The following is a 17,161-nucleotide window of genomic DNA, read 5'->3' as shown; positions in this document are numbered from 1 at the left end:
ACAGCGCCCAGGATCGAGCGCCCGTACCACCGGTGCAGCCAGAGCCCGGTCGGTGGGGAGTGCAGCTCAGGCGTAGAGCTCTTCGATGATGTCGTTGTAGCGAGCCAGGATGCCCCGCCGCTTCAGCTTCGACGTGGGGGTCAGCACGTCGCTGTCGGGCAGCCATTCCTCCCCCAGGATCTGGACCTTCTTGACCCGCTCCGCGTTGCTGAAGGAGGCCATGCACTCCTGCACCCCACGATTGATCTCCTCGATGACCGCAGGGTTGCGGGCCAGATCGTGCAGGGTCTCGAACTCGATGCCGTGCTGCTTGGCCCACGCCGGCGCGACGTCCGGATCGAGCGTGACCAGGGCAGCGACGAACGGCCGGTTGTCCCCCACCGCTGCCGCTTGGCCGACGAGCGGGATGGTCTTGAGGGCGGCCTCGAGGTTCGCCGGGCTGATGTTCTTGCCTCCGGCGGTGATGATGAGCTCCTTCTTGCGGTCCACCACCCGGAAGTAGCCGTCCTCGTCGACTTCGCCGATGTCGCCGGAGTGCAGCCACCCCTCCTCGTCGAGGGCCTCCGCGGTCTTCTCCGGTTCCTTGAAGTAGCCGACGAAGACGTTGCCGCCCCGGCAGATGATCTCTCCGTCGTCCGCCAGCTTGACCTCGCACCCCGGGATGGCGGGCCCGACCGTTCCCGGCTTGATCCGCTTCGCCGCCCAGGTCATCGGCCCGCTCGACTCCGACATGCCGTAGATCTCGGTGAGCGGTACTCCGATCGCCCGGAACCAGCGCAGGACATCGGCCGGGATGGGCGCGGCACCGGTGATGGCCAGCTCACACTGGTCGAGGCCGATGAGCTGGCGAACCCCTCTGAAGGCCACCTCGTCGAGGAACTCGTAGGTCGCCCGCTCCTCGTCGGTCTCGGCACCCCAAGCCATCTTCTCGGCGATGGGCTCGGCCGTGGCGATCGCCTCGGCGAACTGGCGCTCTTTGTCGGGATCGGCGGCGAGCGCCGCCTGTACCGCAGCGTGGATCTTCTCCCACACCCGGGGCACACCGAAGATGACGTTCGGGGAGACCAACCGGGCGTAGTCCGCGATCTGGGTCGGCTCGGGACACGTCGTGACCTCGTACCCGCCGAGCACGCCCATGTAGTGGGAGCTCATCCGCTCGGCGATGTGTGCCATCGGCAGGTACGAGACGATCCGCTTGCCGACCAACTCGTCGTACGACCAGTCCATCGCGATGCGCAGGCTCTCGGCGGTCCAGCAGATGTTCCGGTGGGTGAGCATCACCCCCTTGGGGGGACCGGTCGTTCCCGAGGTGTAGATCATCGTGGCGACCTGGTCCGGCTCGCAGTGCCCCGCCGCCACCTCGAGGTCGGTGGGCTCGTGCGCCATCAACCCGTCGTAGGTGAACACGTCGGAAGGCGCCAGACCCTGGGGATCACTGATGATGCCGAGATGCGCGAGATCGGGCAGCTCGGCGCGGACCTTGAGGAACCGCTCCAGGAAGCCGATGTCCTCCACGATGCCGAACAGGGCCTCGGCATGGCTCGCCAGGTACTGCACCTGCTCCGGCGAAGACGAGTTGTAGATCGATACCGGTGTCGCCCCGCAGAAATACGCCGCCATGTCGAGGATGTGGAACTCGGGGATGTTGCGCATCATCAGGACGATCCGCATACCGGGTTCGAGGCCCAGCTGCCGGTAACCGGTGACCGCCCGAGCGACCCGGTCGGCGTAGTCCCCGTAGGTGAGCTCTCCCCAGCTCTCGTCAGCCTTCCGCCACCGCAGCGCGACCTGGTCCGGATGCTGGCGGACGGTTTCCAGGAAACGACTCGGCACCGTCCAACCCTCGACGGCCCGCATGATCTGCTCGCCCGAGATCCGGTCGCTGGCATCGGTCATCGGAATCCCCCTCGCTCTCGTCTGGCCACAACCAGTCTGTCGCTCGAGTGCCGGGTGTGCTCGCGCGGGCCACCGATCGGGCCGGGTTCCCCCTCGCGGCAGCGGGCCGCAGGGTTGCGCCGGGGGACACCGAGCCGGCAGACTTGACCGACCGGTCTAGTTTCGTCGGCTGACGACCGAAGAGAGGATCCGAACCATGGCCACCGCAGTCATCGTCGACGCCGTCCGCACCGCGGGCGGCAAGCGCAACGGCAAGCTATCCGGCTGGCACCCGGCCGACCTCGCCGCCGAATGCTTGAAGGCGCTGGTGGAGCGCAACGATCTCGACCCGGCCCTGGTCGACGACGTGATCATGGGCTGCGTCATGCAGGTGGGCGCGCAGGCGCTCAACGTCGGTCGGAATGCGGTGCTGGCCGCGGGCTGGCCAGAGGAGGTGCCCGCCACGACCATCGACCGCCAGTGCGGCTCGTCCCAGCAGTCGGCGCACTTCGCCGCCCAAGGAGTCATCGCCGGCGCGTACGACGTGGTGGTGGCGGCCGGGGTGGAGGTCATGAGTCTGGTGCCGATGGGCGCCTCCGCCATGGTGCAGAACGTGGGCTTCCCCTTCGGTGACGCCATGGGCCTCCGCTACGCGGACCGGGGGGGCCTCGTCCCACAGGGCATCTCCGCCGAGCTCATCGCTGACAAGTGGGGCCTCACCCGCGAGGACCTCGACGCCTACGGGCTACGCAGCCAGCAGTTCGCGGCCCGAGCGCGGGACGAGGGCCGCTTCGACAACGAGATCATCCCGGTCCGGGCCAAGCCCCGAGACAAGGAGACTGGTGAGCTCATCGCCAGCGACGAGATGGTCACCGCCGACGAGGGGATCCGGGAGACCTCGATGGAGAAGCTCGCCCAGCTCAAGCCGGCCTTCAAGGAGGACGGGAAGGTCACGGCCGGGAACTCCTCCCAGATCACCGACGGTGCCTCGGCGGCGCTGATCATGAGCGAGGAGAAGGCCAACCAGCTCGGCCTCACCCCGCGAGCGCGCTTCCACACGTTCGCCCTGGCGGGCGTCGACCCGATCACCATGCTGACCGGCCCCATCCCCGCCACCCAGAAGGCGCTCGAGAAGTCAGGGCTGTCGATGGACGACATCGATCTGGTCGAGATCAACGAGGCCTTCGCATCCGTCGTGCTCGCGTGGGAGAAGGAGCTGCATCCGGACATGGATCGGATCAACGTGAATGGCGGAGCGATCGCCCTCGGCCATCCGCTCGGGTGCTCGGGCACGAAGCTGCTCGCCACGTTGCTCAACGAGCTCGAACGCACCGGCGGCCGTTACGGGCTGCAGACCATGTGTGAGGGTGGCGGTATGGCGAACGCCACCATCATCGAGCGGCTGGGCTGATCGGGCTGATCCCGGCGTCCGCCGCGCCAGTGGTCCAGCAGCGCCAGCGAGCACCGCGGCTGCGCTGCGCCAGGCTCGTAGGCTGATGGGGTGCCCACGCGGGCACCCCACCAGCGTGTTCTGCCGATGCAACGCCCGAGCCTCAACCACCCGGTGATCGTCGGCGTCGTCGTGCTCGGCTCGGCGGCCGCCCTCGTCGCAGGCTTCCCGATCTTCGACGTGGCGGTCGCCGCGGCCATCGCGTACCTGGTGCTGCGCGTGGGCGTGGCCATCCTCGGCGGGCTGGCCCGCCCGCTGCCCAAGCCTCCACCACCCGGGGAGCTGCGGAAGGTGAAGATCATCTACCGGTGCTCGATCTGCGGTGCCGAGGCTCGCATGACGATCGCGCCGGCCGAGGACCCCGAGCCACCGCGGCACTGCCAGGAGGACATGGAGCTGGTGGCGCCCATCGACTGACGCGGCGGACTCCAGCCCTTGCGACCTTCACATCTTCCACACGGCCAACATTTTCCACAGCGTGTGGACCGAGTTGGGGAGGATCACACTCCCGTAACTTGTTCGACGCCTCCGTGTGACCGGAGCGCAAGGATCGCCACCACCCCGTCAAGGCAGGGTCACGGAGCGTCCCGCCATTGTCGACGTCCTGTGGACAACCGCAGGGTGGACGGCAGCGGGCGAGGGATCGGAGGACCCGTTCAGCGGTACTGGGTCGCCGTGATGATCCCCCCGAGGATCGAGCCCAGTCCCGCCAGCAACCACCAGTTGCTGCGGGCACCGGGGAGCAGGACGTCGACGTAGTGCAGGAAGATGATCACCATGCCCAGGCCGAACAGGGTGAACATGAGCACCGGCACCCAGCGCGGGCTCTCGTAGTACGCGCTCGGAACCGGCGGCGTGTAGCGACTCGAGGCCTCCGGCGCATGGGCGGCGGCCTGCTCGGCCCGCTTGCGGGGGATGGAAGCGCCTTTCGGAGTGACCCGACCGGTGCCTTCGACCTTGCGCTTCGTGGGACGCTTCGGGTTGGCCACGGTCGGCCAGCCTACCCCGCGGACACATGGTGGCAGGCGCCGCCAGCGCCGATCACCCCGACGTCGACACGGGCGAGCGTCTACGCTGAAGAGCACGCCGTGACGGCTCGACCCGGGAGCCGCGGTACCCTCCCAGCACGATGGGTGTCCGGGTGCTGGTCCTCGACAACTACGACAGCTTCGTCTACAACCTCGTCCAGTACCTGGGTGAGCTGGGAGCGGACCCCTTGGTGCACCGCAGCGACGCCCTCACCCTCGACGAGATCATCGGCCTCGACCCCGACGCTGTGCTGATCTCACCCGGCCCGGGCCGGCCGAGTGACGCCGGCCTCTCGAACGACGTCATCCGACACTTCGCCGGCCGGCGCCCGGTCTTCGGGGTGTGCCTCGGCCACCAGTGCATCGGCGAGGTGTTCGGAGGCCGGGTCGTGCGAGCACCCGAGGTGATGCACGGGAAGACATCCCTGATCCACCACCACGGCACTGGGGTCTTCGAAGGTCTCCCGAATCCCTTGGAGGCCACCCGATACCACTCGCTCGTCGTCGACCGGTCCTCGGTGCCCGACGCGCTGGAGATCACCGCCGAGACCGACGACGGGTTGGTGATGGGGCTGCGTCACCGGGAACTCGACGTGGAGGGCGTGCAGTTCCACCCGGAGTCCATCCTGACCGTGGGCGGTCACGCACTCATGGGCAACTTCCTCGCCCGGGCGAGCGCGCCGGCCTGATCCCCGGAGCGGGCCGGCAACCCGGGCAGCTCAGCCACCGCCTCCGCCCCCGCCCGAGACGGTGGTCGTCGTGGTGGAGCTGGTGCTGGTGGTCGAGGTCGTGGTCGTCGTGGTGGTCTCGGGAGGCCCTGACGACACGATCAGCCGGACCGTGCTGCCCTTCGGGAGCTCGGTGTTCGCCGGAGGATCGGTGGCGATCACCGTCCCCGCCGGCACGGAGGTCGACGCCTGCTGACTCTGCGTGACCCGGAAGCCGCGCTGGCCGAGCGCGTTGGACGCCTCGGCTACGGTCAAGCCGGCCAGGTCCGGTACCGTGACCGGGGCCGGACCAGCGGACACGACGATCGTCACCGCCGAGCCTCGCTCGGCTTGGGTCCGACCAGGCGGGTCCTGGGAGATCACCTGCCCGGCGGGCACCGTGTCGTCCTCGCGCTGGCGGACGTCGGGCACGAACCCGGCGCGCTCGATGAGCGACCGGGCCGCAGCTTCCGTACGACCGACGACGTCCGGGACTTCGGCCTTGCCCAGACCCGCGCTGACCCGCAGCGTGACGACCGAGTCACGCGCCGCCTTCGCGCCGGGTGCCGGGGTCTGCTCGAAGACCTGGCCGGCGGGCACATCGGCGTTGGGCTCCTCTCGGATCTCGGACTTCAGCCCTGCGCCGCTCAGACGAGCCTGCGCCTCCTGCACGGTGAGGCCTCGCACGTCCGGGACGGTGATCTCCTCGCTGCTGCGGCTGAGCCGGAGACCGAGCACCACCAGCACGCCGGCGAGCACCAGCAACAGGATGATCATCCCTGCCAGGAAGGCACTGGTGCGCTTGCGTGGCGGCTCGCCCGGGCCGGCATACTCGGGCTGCATGCCGGTGACAGGGCCGGTCGGCCTGCCCGGCCCGCCGACACCCGCACCGACCTGGGTGGCCGGCACCGCCACGGTGGGATCACCCGTCATGGCGCCGGCCGCAGCCCCCGCCGCGCCGGCACCCAGTGCGGCCCCGGCAGCAGCGCTGCTCGCACCGCCGGAGGCGGCGACCGGCTTCCCATCGAGGAACCGCCGCAGGTCGGTGCGCAGGTCCTCGGCCGAGGGATACCGCTCGGCAGGGTCCTTGGCCAGCAGCTTCAGGTCGATCGCCTCGAGCGCGGCCGGCACCCCCCTGTTGATCGCCGAGGGCGGCTCGGGCGAATCCTGCACGTGCCGGTAGGCGATCGCCACCGGGGTCTCGCCCGAGAAGGGTGGCCGGGTGGTGAGCATCTCGTAGAGCACGCACCCGAGGGAGTAGAGGTCCGAGCGGGGATCGATGGGCTTGCCTTGCGCCTGCTCGGGCGAGAAGTACGTGGCCGTACCCATCACCGCCCCCACCTGGGTCAGGTTGGCCTGGGTGGCCTCCGAGGACGCCGCCTGGGCGATACCGAAGTCAGCCACCTTCACCTGACCCGTAGAGGTCAACAGGATGTTGCCGGGCTTGATGTCCCGATGGATCACCCCGTTGCGGTGGGCGAACGCCAGCGCGGCCGCCACGTCGGCCGCGATCTCCGCCGCCCGAGTGGGGTGCAGGGGGCCCTCCGTGCGGATGATCTCCGACAGGCTGCGACCCTCCACGTACTCCATCACGATGAAGTACGTGCCGTACTGCTGTCCCCAGTCGTAGACCGCCACCACGTTCGGGTGGTTGAGGTTCGCGGCCGCCCGGGCCTCCCGGCGGAACCGCTCCACGAAGGTCTCGTCCTTGGCGTACTCGGGGAACAACACCTTCACGGCCACCGGCCGATCGAGAAGCAGGTCCCGGGCGAGGTACACGTCGGACATCCCGCCGCGGGCCACCTTCCGATGCAGCTCGTAGCGTTCGTTGAAGACGGTGGGAGCTCGGGGTTCGTCAGGCATGACCGGCCCAGCCTACGTGAGGCCGCGCCGGTGCCGAGCGTCAACCGCCGGCCTTGAGCGCGAGAGCCTGCTGGAGCACGGCTCGCGCGATCGGAGCGGCCACCCGACCCCCGGTGAACTCGCTCGCACCGGGCTGGTTGAGCACCACCACGGCCACCGCGACCTGCGGGTCACCGGGCGGGCCGCCGAAGCCGATGATCCAGGTGTGCGAGCGGGGCGGCTCCGTGCCCAGCTGCGCGGTGCCGGTCTTGCCGCCCACCTCGTAACCCGGGATGGCCAGGGCGCTCGCGGTGCCGCTGCGCACCACGCCGATCATCGCGTCACGGATGATGGCCGCATGTTCCGGCGTCAACGGCTGCTTCCAGGTGCTCGGCGTGAACCGGCTCACGACCTGCTGGTCTGCATCGCGGACCTCGGTCATGACGTGGGGGCGCATCATCCGGCCACCGTTCGCCACCGCCGCGGCCACCAACGCCATCTGTAGGGGCGTGGCCTGCACGTCGTTCTGACCGATCGAAGACTGCGCGAGCTTGGGAAGGTCACGGGTGAAGTTCGTGGGGAACACCGAGCGGGCCGGACCGGGCAGATCGATGGGGGGCGCATCGTTGAACCCCCACGTCGCGGTGCCCCGGACCATCTCGTCGGGCCCGATCGTCTCAGTGCCCATCCGGGCGAACGCGGTGTTGCAGGAGATCTCCATCACCTGGAACAACGATCCCCCGCAAGCGGAGCCACCGAAGTTGAAGATCGGCACCTGGGTCTGCGGTGGCGTCCAGCTCCGCTCCACCGGGTAGACGGGCTCCTCAGGGGTGACCGTGCCGCTCTGCACGCCCACCCCAGCGGTCACCACCTTGAACGTGGAGCCGGGGAAGTAGCGGTCCTGGTACTGGTGGGCACGCAGCGGCTGCCCCGGGGCGGCGTTGAGCAGCTTCCACGCCTGCTCCACGTTGCCGTGGTCGAGGCCGGCGAGTGAGCTGGGATCGAACGACGGGTAGCTCCAGAACGCGAGCAGCTCACCCGTCTTGACGTCGATGGCGACCACCGACCCCTCACGCTCACCGAGAGCGTCGCGGGCGGTCTGCTGGAGGTCCTTGCGGACCGAGACCACAACGTTGCCGACGTTCTCCCGCTGGACGAACAGGTCGCCGAGGCCCCGCAACTGCTGCTCGACTGTCTGACCCGAGAGCTGCGCGGCGTACGCCTGCTCGACCCCGGACGCGCCGTACCAGAAGGAGAAGTAGCCGGTGACCTGACCGAAGAGCTCCCCCTCGGGGTAGATGCGGATCCGTTCGAACTCCGAGTTCGGGTCCGGGTTGTCGGTGGACGTGGCCAACACGGCGCCGTCGGCGGAGAGGATCGATCCCCGGGGCCGGTTGAACTCCTTGCGGATCCGGGCCGTGTTGAGCGGGTGCTCCGCGTACTCGTCGGCTTGGAGGACCTGCACCCAGTTGAGCATGGCGAACAGCGCGACGTAGCAGGCCAGCAACCCGATACCTAGGCGGGCGATCTGGCGGTTCACAGCGCACCTGCCGACGCCACGACCTCGGGCTTGCGGGGCCGGCGGTTGCTCTCGTCGGAGATGCGCAGCAGCAGCGCGATCAGCATGTAGTTCGCCACCAGCGACGATCCGCCGTAGGACACGAAGGGCAGGGTGATACCGGTCAACGGCAGGAGGCGGGTGACCCCGCCGATGATGATGAACGCCTGCACCCCGATGAGCGTGGTCAGGCCGACGGCCAGCAGCTTCTCGAACGGCTGGTCCGTGCGAACCGCGATGCGCAGGCCCGAGCCGATGACCATCAGGAACGCGACCAGCACCAGCGTCCCCCCGAAGAGGCCGAGCTGCTCACCGATGGAGGCGAAGATGAAGTCGCTCTCGGCCAACGGGATGCGCACCGCGCCGCCCAGACCTAGCCCGGTGCCTGCCAGCCCGCCGGCGGCCATGGCGAAGGCGGCCTGGATGATCTGGTAACCGGTGCCGTCCGGGTCCTGCCAGGGATCGAGCCAGATGTCGATCCGATCCTGGACGTGCCCGAAGCGGGTGAAGGAGAACCACGCTCCCGCGAGGAACAGCAGCGCCCCGATGATCAGCCACGACGGACGTTCGGTGGCGACCCACAGCATCACGATGAAGAGGGCGAAGAACAGCAGCGAGGTGCCGAGGTCCTTCTGGCTGATCATCACCATGAGCGACACGCCCCAGGCGAGCAGCACCGGGCCCAGGTACTTCGGCTCGGGGACCCGCACGGGACCCAGCCGCCGGGGGCTCGAGCGGAGCAGCTCCCGCTTGTCGACCAGGTAGCCGGCGAAGAACAGTGCGAGGACCAACTTGGTCACCTCACCCGGCTGGAAGTTGATCGGCCCCAGACTCACCCAGATTCGGGCCCCGAAGCGCTCGCTGCCGAGACCGGGCACGAAGGGCAGGATCAGCAACACCAGACCGGTGAGCAAGAAGGTGTAACGGTAGCGCTGGAGGTCACGTATCCGGGGGACGACCAGCAGGGCGGTGCAGAACGCGACCACGCCGATCGCGGTCCACGTCGCCTGCGCGGCGGCGAAGCTCTCCTTCCCCCCGGCATCGAGCCCGGCGATCACCACATAGCCGATGCCGTTGAGCAGGGCCGCGATCGGCAGCAGGACGGGGTCGGCTTCGGGGGCGTAACGCCGTACGGCGATGTGAGCCACGAGGAACAGTCCCAGCACGAACACGAGGAACGGGCCCAGGTTCACCGGGATCTCCGCGGTGGTGCCGAGGCTGGCCAGCACGTAGGCGCCCGCGGTGGCCACGACAGCCAGCAGCACGAGACCGAGCTCCGTACTCCGCCGACGGGGGACGGCCCCGGCTGGCACGCTCACTGCGGCGGCGGCTCGACCGTGGATGTCGGTGCGAGCCCGGTGGTGGTCCCGGTCGTGGCAGTGCCCGACGTGCCCGAGGCGGGCGGGCCACCCGATGCTGCGGGCCGGGCCTGGGCGCGGATGCGCTCGACGTACTGCTCGGCTTCGAGCAGCGAGCCCTGCTCCTTGCCCTTATCGAGCTCCGCCTGCAGCGCCACGTCGAGCTGTTCCCGGGTCAGGTCGGTCGGTTCTCCCTGGAGCTCGGGCTGCAACCAGAGCACACCACCGGGCTTGCCCCGGAAGATCGCGACCTGGTCTCCCTGGAACCCGACGTAGTACGTGCTGGTGCCCGCATAGATGATGCTCCCCACCGCTGCGCCGATGATCGCCAGGAGCACGACCAGGAACACCGCCACCCGCCAGGTGACCCACCGTGCTCGGGGCGAGGGGGCTGCGCCTCCCGCACCGGGCTCCTCAGCCGGCCCGCCCACATCTGTGCCGCCGGGATCGGAGCTGGCCGTCGCCGGTTCGCCGACCGCCGCCGCGAGCACCCGGCCACGCCCGTCGACCCGAGCGGCCACACGCCCGTCCGTGGGGGACGCGGCGGGATCACGGCCCTGGTCATCGATCACGTCCACGACGATGCAGGTGATGTTGTCCCGCCCACCACCCTCGTTCGCCAGGCGCACCAGCTCATGAGCCGCGTCGGTGGGATCCGCGAGCCGGCGCAACGTCGACGCGATGCGGTTGTCGTCGACCTCGTTGAACAGGCCGTCGCTGCAGAGCAGGTACCGATCACCGACGAACGGCACGATCTCCCACGAGTCCACCATGACCCGCTCGTCGATCCCGAGCGCCCGGGTGAGGATGTTGCGCTGGGGGTGGACGGCAGCCTCGGCCTGGGTCAGGCGTCCCTGCCGCTCGAGGGTCGCGACCAAGCTGTGGTCGTCGGTGATCTGCTCGAGCTCGCCGCTGGTGAGCAGGTACAGGCGCGAGTCGCCGACGTTGACCACCCCGAGCAGGTCCCGGTCTCCGTCGCGAACCAGGGCCATGGCGCACAACGTGGTACCCATGCCGCGCAGGTCCGGGTCTTCACCGGCCTTCGACACGAGCATGGCGTTCGCCTCCTGGACCGCCTCGACGAGATCATCGGTGGTGTGCGGACCACCGCGATCCAAGATCCGTGCCCGGAGCTCCTCGACCGCCAGGTGAGCGGCGACCTCGCCGGCCTTGTGACCACCCATCCCGTCGGCGACGACGAACAGCCCGTCCGCGGCGAGCAGGAAGTCCTCGTTCGCCGGCCGGACCCGCCCGGTGTCGGTGGCCGCACCCCAGGCGAAGGCGGTCACCGGAGCTCCAGCACGGTGTTGCCGACCTGGATCCGGTCGCCCTTCTGCACCACCATCGGTCCGGAGACCTTCTGACGGTTGAGATAGGTACCGTTGGTCGAGCCGAGGTCCTCGATCAGGTAGCTGCCATCCCTCGTGAACACCCGGGCGTGGAGCTGGGACACGTAGGTGTCGTCGAGCGTGACCTGGCAGCCTGCGGCCCGCCCGATGGTCGCCTCGTCGCCCAACGGGAAGGTCGCCCCTCTTTGGGCTTCGGGCTCGAGCACCGTGAGCTCCGGTGGGCGGTACCTGCGACCACGCCTGACCTCCTGCCCGGAGGCTGGCGCGACCGGACCTGGGACCGCAGCGACGGCGCGAGCGGGTGCACCCGCCGGTGACGGGGCCCGGACTTCCGCCCAGACCGCCCGCAGCACCCGGAAGAAGAAGAGATACAGCAGGGCGAGGAGGCAGAGCTTCAGGATGAAGAGCAGCTGCTCGGACACTGGAGCACGAGATTACCGGCGACTCCCTCCGACCTCATGACAGGGTGGTTCCGGTCAGGAGGCCTGGAAACCGATGCGGGTGTTGCCGATCGTCAGCTCGTCGCCGTCACGCAGCTCCCGTTCGCTCACCGGGACTCCGTTGACCCGGGTTCCGTTCGTGGAGCCGAGGTCGACGACCACGAAGCCGTCGCCGCGGGGGCGGATCTCCGCGTGGCGCCGGCTCACGTTGGCGTCGAGGATGGTGATGTCGCACTCGTCGAGCCGGCCGATGAGCACGGGGTGCTCGTCGAGCACGAAGCGCTCCCCGTTCGGGAGCAGCAACGAGCCGGCGCCGACACCGCTCGGGCCTTCCTTCATCCGAGAGACGATCGTGAAGGTGCCGGTGCGCAACGCCGGATCGACCGTCAGTTCCACCGCCACCGGACCGAGGAACGAGTAGGACTCGTCGCGAGCGTGCTCGCGCGCCGCGTCGCACAGCTCCCGGCAGAGCGTGTCCTCGATGTCAGCGAAGCGCTCGTGGTCCTCGGGGCTCAGGGCGATCGTGAAGTCGTTGGGCACGACGGTGCGCCCCCGGACGTCGACCGAGCGGTTGTCATCCAGCTCGCGGGCGAGCCGGCGACCCAGCTCGATGGGCCGCAGGCCGCTGCGGAACATGCGGGCGAAGGCCCCCTCCACCAGGTTCTCCAGCTTGCGCTCGAACCCCTTCAGACCCACGCCGGAACGATACCCGGGGACCCGGGCGATGACGGGTCCAGCGTTCGTGAGCCGCCGGTGGGTCGGCTACCCTCACAGACCGTTCACTCGCGCGAGTGGCGGAATTTGGTAGACGCGCAGGATTCAGGTTCCTGTGTCCGCAAGGACGTGGGGGTTCAAGTCCCCCCTCGCGCACGACGACGATGGCGACCCCGCATCGTGAGCGGAGGACCAAGACCCCCCGACCAAGTGGGCGCCCGAGCCAGGTTCACAGCCGGCGAGCGCCCGTGTGCGGTCCCGCACGACCCACGATCCGCGTGATCGTCCCGTGTCGGCGAGCGTTCACGGTCGGGATACGGGCGTGCAACGGAGTTCGAGTTGAGTGGCGACGAGTCACCCTCTGATCGGAAGGACTCGTCGCATGCAGCAACCGCACCGCGTGGTCGTCGTGGGCAACGGCATGGTCGGACACCGCTTCCTGGAGGAACTGGTGTGGTCCGGCGCGATGCCCCTGCTCGACGTGACGGTCGTGGGCGCCGAACGCCACCGCGCCTACGACCGGGTGCAGCTTTCGTCGTGGGTGGATCACCGTTCAGCCGATGCGCTGTGCCTCGTCGAGGACGGCTTCGCCGACATGCACGGCATCACCGAGCACCTCGGCGACCCCGCCGTGCGGATCGACCGCCGGGCCCGGACCGTCCTGACCGCTGGCGGATGTGCCTTCGGCTACGACACCCTCGTCCTCGCGACGGGGTCTAGACCGTTCGTGCCACCGATCCCGGGCATCGACTCACCGGGCGTGCACGTGTACCGCACCATCGACGACCTGAAAGCGATCGCCCGCCTGGCGGCAGAGCCCGGAGTGCGGCGCGGGGCAGTGCTCGGCGGCGGGCTCCTCGGGCTCGAAGCCGCCAACGCACTCCGGAGCCTCGGCCTGGAAACCCACGTGATCGAGCTGGCCGACCGCCTGATGCCGATGCAGCTCGACTCCCTTGCAGCGGCGGCGCTGCGACGCCGCATCGAAGCCCTCGGTCTCGTGGTGTACACGGGCGCCGCTTGTACCGTCATCCACGGCGACGCCAGCACCGGGCACCTGGCGGCCATCGAGCTGATGGCGGCGGACGGAGACCCGGTCGATCTGGCTGTCGATCTCGTCGTGGTCGCCGCCGGTATCCGACCCGAGGACGGGATTGCCGAGGAAGCCGGCCTCCCACTCGGCGAGCGAGGCGGGGTGCTCGTCGATGCCGAGTTGCGCACCCCCGATCCCCGAGTGTGGGCAATCGGGGAGTGTGCGGCGGTTGAAGGCCGCACCTATGGGCTCGTCGCTCCCGGCTACACCATGGCCCGCATCGCCGCCGGCCGGCTTGCCGCACTCGTCACCGCTGAGCAGCCCGACACGAGCCTGACGTTCTCGGCTCCCGAACCCACCACCAAGCTGAAGCTGGTAGGGGTCGACGTCGCCAGTGGCGGCGATGCGCACGGGTCGACCCCCGGCTGCCGGTCGGTCGTGTGGGATGACCAGAGCTCCGACATCTACCGCAAGATCGTGCTCGACGGTGACCGCCGGATCATCGGTGCGATCCTCGTCGGCGACATCAGTGGGTGGGGTACGGTCCAGGGCGAGCTTCACGCCCCGACGGGTCTCGTCGACCCTGGCGTCCTGGTGCTCCCCGGCAGAGTAGCGGCGGTGCCCGTCTCCTCGAACGGCGCACCGGCGAGCGACCTGGTGTGCTCCTGCAATCGTGTCACCCGGCCCGAACTGATCCGGGCGATCTCCGGCGGCTGTCACACCGTCAGCGACCTCAAACGTCACGCCCGAGCCGGCACCGGATGTGGTGGCTGCCTACCCGTCGTCGAAGAGGTCCTGGCAGAGGAACTCACCCGGGAGGGGATCGAGAGCCGCCAGGGCATGTGCGAGCACCTTCCCGTCACCCGCCAAGAGCTCTTCGACCTGGTGCGCATCCGAGGATTGACATCCCTGGCAGACGTGGTCCGCGCGACCGGCGGCACGAGCGTCATCGGCTGCGAGGTCTGCCGACCTGCCCTCGCCTCGGTGCTCGCCTCGCTCAGCAACGGCTACATCCTCGACGGCGAACAAGCCGCGCTCCAAGACACCAACGACCACGCCCTTGCCAACCTGCAGCGCGACGGTACCTATTCGGTCGTTCCACGCATCCCCGGAGGGGAGATCACCCCGGCGGGTCTCATCGCGATCGGCGAGGTGGCACGGGACTTCGGCCTTTACACGAAGATCACCGGAGGCCAGCGCATCGATCTCTTCGGGGCGCGACTCGAGCAGCTCCCACCCATCTGGGAGCGCCTCGTCGCTGCAGGGTTCGAGTCCGGCCACGCCTACGGCAAGGCGGTCCGGACCGTGAAGTCCTGCGTGGGGCGCACCTGGTGTCGCTACGGAGTACAGGACTCGACCGCCATGGCGATCGCACTCGAGCTGCGCTACCGGGGCCTCCGTGCGCCCCACAAGATCAAGATGGCGGTCTCGGGCTGCGCCCGTGAGTGCGCGGAGGCACAATCCAAAGACGTCGGGGTGATCGCCACGGACGCGGGATGGAACCTCTACGTGGGTGGGAACGGTGGGATGCGGCCCCGTCACGCGGATCTTCTCGCAGAGGGACTCTCCGACGCCGAGCTGGTGCGAACCATCGACCGGTTCCTCATGTACTACGTACGCACCGGGGATCGGCTGGAGCGCACCGCGACCTGGATCGAACGCCTGGATGGTGGTGTCGACCACGTCCGCGACGTGGTGCTCGCTGACTCACTCGGGCTGGCGGCAGAGCTCGAAGCGGCGATGGCAGCCCACATCGCCAACTATGAAGACGAATGGGCCGCCACACTCGCCGACCCGGAGCGCCGGGCACGGTTCATCTCCTACGTCAACGCGCCAAACACGCCCGACCCCACCATCACGCACGTCCTCGAGCGAGGCCAGCCTCGGCCGCTCTTGCCCGGTGAACGCCATCCGAACTCCGCCCAGTCCGGCCACGAGTCACCGGTGGTGCTGCGATGAGCCTGTCGGCCCCGCCGGTCGACCCAGAGGATCGCGGCCTCTCGGATGCTCCCAAACAGCACGTCGCCCATCGTTGGGTCGACGTGTGTGACATCGATACGGTGGAAATCGGCCGCGGCGTGCGCGCCCTCGTGGCCGGTCATGCCGTAGCGCTGTTCCGGGTGGGTGGCGCTCCAGAGGCGACCGCAGAGAAGGTGTGGGCGATCGGCGATTTCGACCCTTGCACAGGCGCGAGCGTGCTCTCCCGAGGCTTGATCGGATCGCGCTCGTCGAACGGGGAGAGCCAGCTCTATGTCGCGTCACCACTACGCAAACATCGCTTCGCACTGGCAGACGGTGTGTGTCTCGACGACCCGTCCTCGGGAGCCGGTGCTTGGGCGGTGCGGGTGAAGAACGGACGCATCTGGGTACGCACCGAGCCAGTGGTCGTACCGAGTTGGTGGGCCCGCTCGCACACTCGTCACGGCTGAACCTCCGAGCAGGTCGCTGCTCATGAATGAGCAACACCTGCGAAACCGCCAGGAAACACCGCCAGGGCACCATCGCTCGCCATGGCCGCAGTGGCTCCAGCAGTCAAGATGAAACCCCTGGGTCACGAGCCGCATCAGAGCTCCGAACGCCACGACCAGATCCTCGGACCGGATCAGCCGATGGCTGGCTACACCGTCGCCATCACGGCTGATCGCCGCTCCGATGAGCAGGCAGAGCTCCTGAGGCGGCGAGGTGCCGCTGTTCTGCACGGTCCCACCATCAAGACCTTGCCTCTCGATGAGACATCCAGGATGCGCCATGCCACCACTCAGGTCATCGCTCATCCTCCCGATGTCGTGGCACTCACCACCGCGATCGGTGTGCGTAGCTGGCTCGGCGCGGCAGAGAGCCTGGGGCTCGGAGACGCCCTCTATCAGGCGCTCGACCAAGCCCTCGTACTCGCCCGCGGGCCGAAAACCGCTGGCGCAGCAGCAGGTCTGGGCGTGGAGGTGCACGAGGTCACCACCCAGGCCACTCACGAGGAGCTCCTGGACCGGGTCGCGAAGCTCATCGCGAGCCACCCCAGTGACCGCCGTCTGAGGGTCGCCGTGCAGCTGGATGGGGCTGGTCAACCCGCCACTGAGCAGCTCCGAGCCCTCGGTGTAGACGTGGTGGCCCTTCCCGTGTACCGCTGGGTGCTGCCTGACGACCTCACACCAGCCGAGCGCGTGATCACGGCCGTGGCTGAGCACGCCGTGGACGCCGTCACCTTCACCTGTGCTCATGCCGTGACGAACTTCGTCGAGCTGGCCACCAGGGCCGGGTTGCTCGACCAGGTGCGGACCGGTTTCTCCCGAGGTGTGCTGGCCTGCGCGGTCGGGCCGGTCACCGCAGCCCGGTTGCGTGCCAGCGCGGTCGCGACCGAGCCGATCGAGCCGGTGCGACCTCGTCTCGGCTCGATGGTGCAGGCATTGACCCGTGCGCTCTCCACTCGCCGAACCTTGCTACGAGTCGGGAACCACGAGGTGATGATCCAGGGACGCCTGGTCTACGTGAGTCCGACTCGGTCCGTCTTGCTGACCGATCGGGAGCGGAAGGTGTTCGCGGTGCTCGTTCGGCGGCCCGGGGCCGTGGTGTCCAAGCGGGAACTCCTCGGGCAGGTCTGGAGCCACGACACCGATCCCCACGTGGTGGAAGTGACCGTCGGTCGACTGCGACGCCGGCTCGGTGAGGCTGGTATCGGGGTCGAGACGGTGATGCGACGTGGGTACCGCCTCGCCGTCATCTGACCCGGTGGGTCCCCACTGGTGCCACCCCGGATCGCCATGTCGTCACCCCTCACATCGCGCAAGTCACGTCGTGCGCATGCCGTGCACCACC

At 69.0% G+C, this 17,161-nt stretch carries 14 protein-coding genes and 1 tRNA gene; 7 read left to right on the top strand and 8 right to left on the bottom strand.

Features of this window, described 5'->3' with window-relative positions; all coding sequences use genetic code 11:
* Positions 1 to 66: 66 nt before the first annotated feature.
* The gene (locus HZF19_RS10595; RefSeq protein WP_208028747.1) at positions 67 to 1,896 is read right to left on the bottom strand and encodes an AMP-dependent synthetase/ligase; all 1,830 of its coding nucleotides are present in this window, start codon (positions 1,894 to 1,896) and stop codon (positions 67 to 69) included.
* Between the two features lie 196 nt (positions 1,897 to 2,092).
* Between HZF19_RS10595 and HZF19_RS10590 the strand changes: the two genes are divergently transcribed.
* Both HZF19_RS10590 and HZF19_RS10585 read left to right on the top strand, forming a co-directional pair.
* On the top strand, positions 2,093 to 3,286 hold the full coding sequence (locus HZF19_RS10590) for a thiolase family protein (RefSeq protein ID WP_208028746.1): 1,194 nt from the start codon (positions 2,093 to 2,095) through the stop codon (positions 3,284 to 3,286).
* Between the two features lie 126 nt (positions 3,287 to 3,412).
* Entirely contained in the window at positions 3,413 to 3,742 is a 330-nt protein-coding gene (locus tag HZF19_RS10585; RefSeq protein WP_208028745.1) for a hypothetical protein, read from the top strand.
* A gap of 239 nt (positions 3,743 to 3,981) precedes the next feature.
* Here the strand turns inward: HZF19_RS10585 and HZF19_RS10580 are convergent, their stop codons facing one another.
* Positions 3,982 to 4,314 carry a cell division protein CrgA gene (locus HZF19_RS10580; RefSeq protein ID WP_208028744.1) on the bottom strand — a complete coding sequence of 111 codons (333 nt, stop codon included), beginning with the start codon at positions 4,312 to 4,314 and terminating at the stop codon, positions 3,982 to 3,984.
* 140 nt (positions 4,315 to 4,454) lie between these two features.
* Here HZF19_RS10580 and HZF19_RS10575 point away from each other — a divergent pair, with 140 nt between their 5' ends.
* Complete coding sequence (locus tag HZF19_RS10575) at positions 4,455 to 5,042, top strand: anthranilate synthase component II (protein ID WP_208028743.1); 588 nt, start codon at positions 4,455 to 4,457, stop codon at positions 5,040 to 5,042.
* Between the two features lie 30 nt (positions 5,043 to 5,072).
* Here HZF19_RS10575 and pknB read toward each other — a convergent pair whose 3' ends face one another.
* From pknB to HZF19_RS10545, 6 genes are read right to left on the bottom strand one after another with little or no spacing between them, the layout of a single operon-like run.
* Positions 5,073 to 6,923: a Stk1 family PASTA domain-containing Ser/Thr kinase gene (gene pknB, locus HZF19_RS10570; protein ID WP_208028742.1), complete on the bottom strand. Its 1,851-nt coding sequence runs from the start codon at positions 6,921 to 6,923 to the stop codon at positions 5,073 to 5,075.
* 40 nt (positions 6,924 to 6,963) lie between these two features.
* Positions 6,964 to 8,442, bottom strand: coding sequence for a peptidoglycan D,D-transpeptidase FtsI family protein (locus HZF19_RS10565; protein WP_208028741.1), 1,479 nt, complete (start codon positions 8,440 to 8,442; stop codon positions 6,964 to 6,966).
* A complete protein-coding gene (locus HZF19_RS10560; protein WP_208028740.1) occupies positions 8,439 to 9,725 on the bottom strand; it encodes an FtsW/RodA/SpoVE family cell cycle protein in 1,287 nt (428 codons plus the stop codon). The genes HZF19_RS10565 and HZF19_RS10560 overlap by 4 nt, the downstream gene beginning before the upstream one ends.
* Positions 9,726 to 9,775: 50 nt before the next feature.
* On the bottom strand, positions 9,776 to 11,107 hold the full coding sequence (locus tag HZF19_RS10555) for a Stp1/IreP family PP2C-type Ser/Thr phosphatase (protein WP_208028739.1): 1,332 nt from the start codon (positions 11,105 to 11,107) through the stop codon (positions 9,776 to 9,778).
* A complete protein-coding gene (locus tag HZF19_RS16895) occupies positions 11,104 to 11,589 on the bottom strand; it encodes an FHA domain-containing protein (protein ID WP_208028738.1) in 486 nt (161 codons plus the stop codon). The genes HZF19_RS10555 and HZF19_RS16895 overlap by 4 nt, the downstream gene beginning before the upstream one ends.
* Before the next feature lie 54 nt (positions 11,590 to 11,643).
* Positions 11,644 to 12,303, bottom strand: coding sequence for an FHA domain-containing protein (locus HZF19_RS10545; protein ID WP_208028737.1), 660 nt, complete (start codon positions 12,301 to 12,303; stop codon positions 11,644 to 11,646).
* Between the two features lie 89 nt (positions 12,304 to 12,392).
* Here HZF19_RS10545 and HZF19_RS10540 point away from each other — a divergent pair.
* The 4 genes from HZF19_RS10540 (at position 12,393) to HZF19_RS10525 (ending at position 17,070) form a co-directional block, all read left to right on the top strand.
* Positions 12,393 to 12,477, top strand: a tRNA-Leu gene (locus tag HZF19_RS10540).
* A 226-nt stretch (positions 12,478 to 12,703) separates the two neighbouring features.
* Complete coding sequence (gene nirB / locus HZF19_RS10535; protein WP_208028736.1) at positions 12,704 to 15,310, top strand: nitrite reductase large subunit NirB; 2,607 nt, start codon at positions 12,704 to 12,706, stop codon at positions 15,308 to 15,310.
* Complete coding sequence (nirD, locus tag HZF19_RS10530) at positions 15,307 to 15,780, top strand: nitrite reductase small subunit NirD (protein ID WP_208028735.1); 474 nt, start codon at positions 15,307 to 15,309, stop codon at positions 15,778 to 15,780. The genes nirB and nirD overlap by 4 nt, the downstream gene beginning before the upstream one ends.
* Before the next feature lie 180 nt (positions 15,781 to 15,960).
* Entirely contained in the window at positions 15,961 to 17,070 is a 1,110-nt protein-coding gene (locus tag HZF19_RS10525) for a uroporphyrinogen-III synthase (RefSeq protein ID WP_208028734.1), read from the top strand.
* Positions 17,071 to 17,161 lie beyond the last annotated feature (91 nt).

The organism is Rhabdothermincola sediminis, from assembly GCF_014805525.1.
In the GTDB taxonomy this organism is placed as follows: Bacteria; Actinomycetota; Acidimicrobiia; order Acidimicrobiales; family Acidimicrobilacustridaceae; genus Rhabdothermincola; species Rhabdothermincola sediminis.
Note: the sequence above shows the minus strand (reverse complement) of the source record. Positions and strands in the feature narration are given on the sequence as shown.

Bases quoted from the DNA above. Each gene is read 5' to 3' on its own strand.
- HZF19_RS10595 (WP_208028747.1), bottom strand. From the start codon at position 1,896: ATGACCGATGCCAGCGACCGGATCTCGGGCGAGCAGATCATGCGGGCC.
- HZF19_RS10590 (WP_208028746.1), top strand. From the start codon at position 2,093: ATGGCCACCGCAGTCATCGTCGACGCCGTCCGCACCGCGGGCGGCAAG.
- HZF19_RS10585 (WP_208028745.1), top strand. From the start codon at position 3,413: ATGCAACGCCCGAGCCTCAACCACCCGGTGATCGTCGGCGTCGTCGTG.
- HZF19_RS10575 (WP_208028743.1), top strand. From the start codon at position 4,455: ATGGGTGTCCGGGTGCTGGTCCTCGACAACTACGACAGCTTCGTCTAC.
- pknB (WP_208028742.1), bottom strand. From the start codon at position 6,923: ATGCCTGACGAACCCCGAGCTCCCACCGTCTTCAACGAACGCTACGAG.
- nirB (WP_208028736.1), top strand. From the start codon at position 12,704: ATGCAGCAACCGCACCGCGTGGTCGTCGTGGGCAACGGCATGGTCGGA.
- nirD (WP_208028735.1), top strand. From the start codon at position 15,307: ATGAGCCTGTCGGCCCCGCCGGTCGACCCAGAGGATCGCGGCCTCTCG.
- HZF19_RS10525 (WP_208028734.1), top strand. From the start codon at position 15,961: ATGGCTGGCTACACCGTCGCCATCACGGCTGATCGCCGCTCCGATGAG.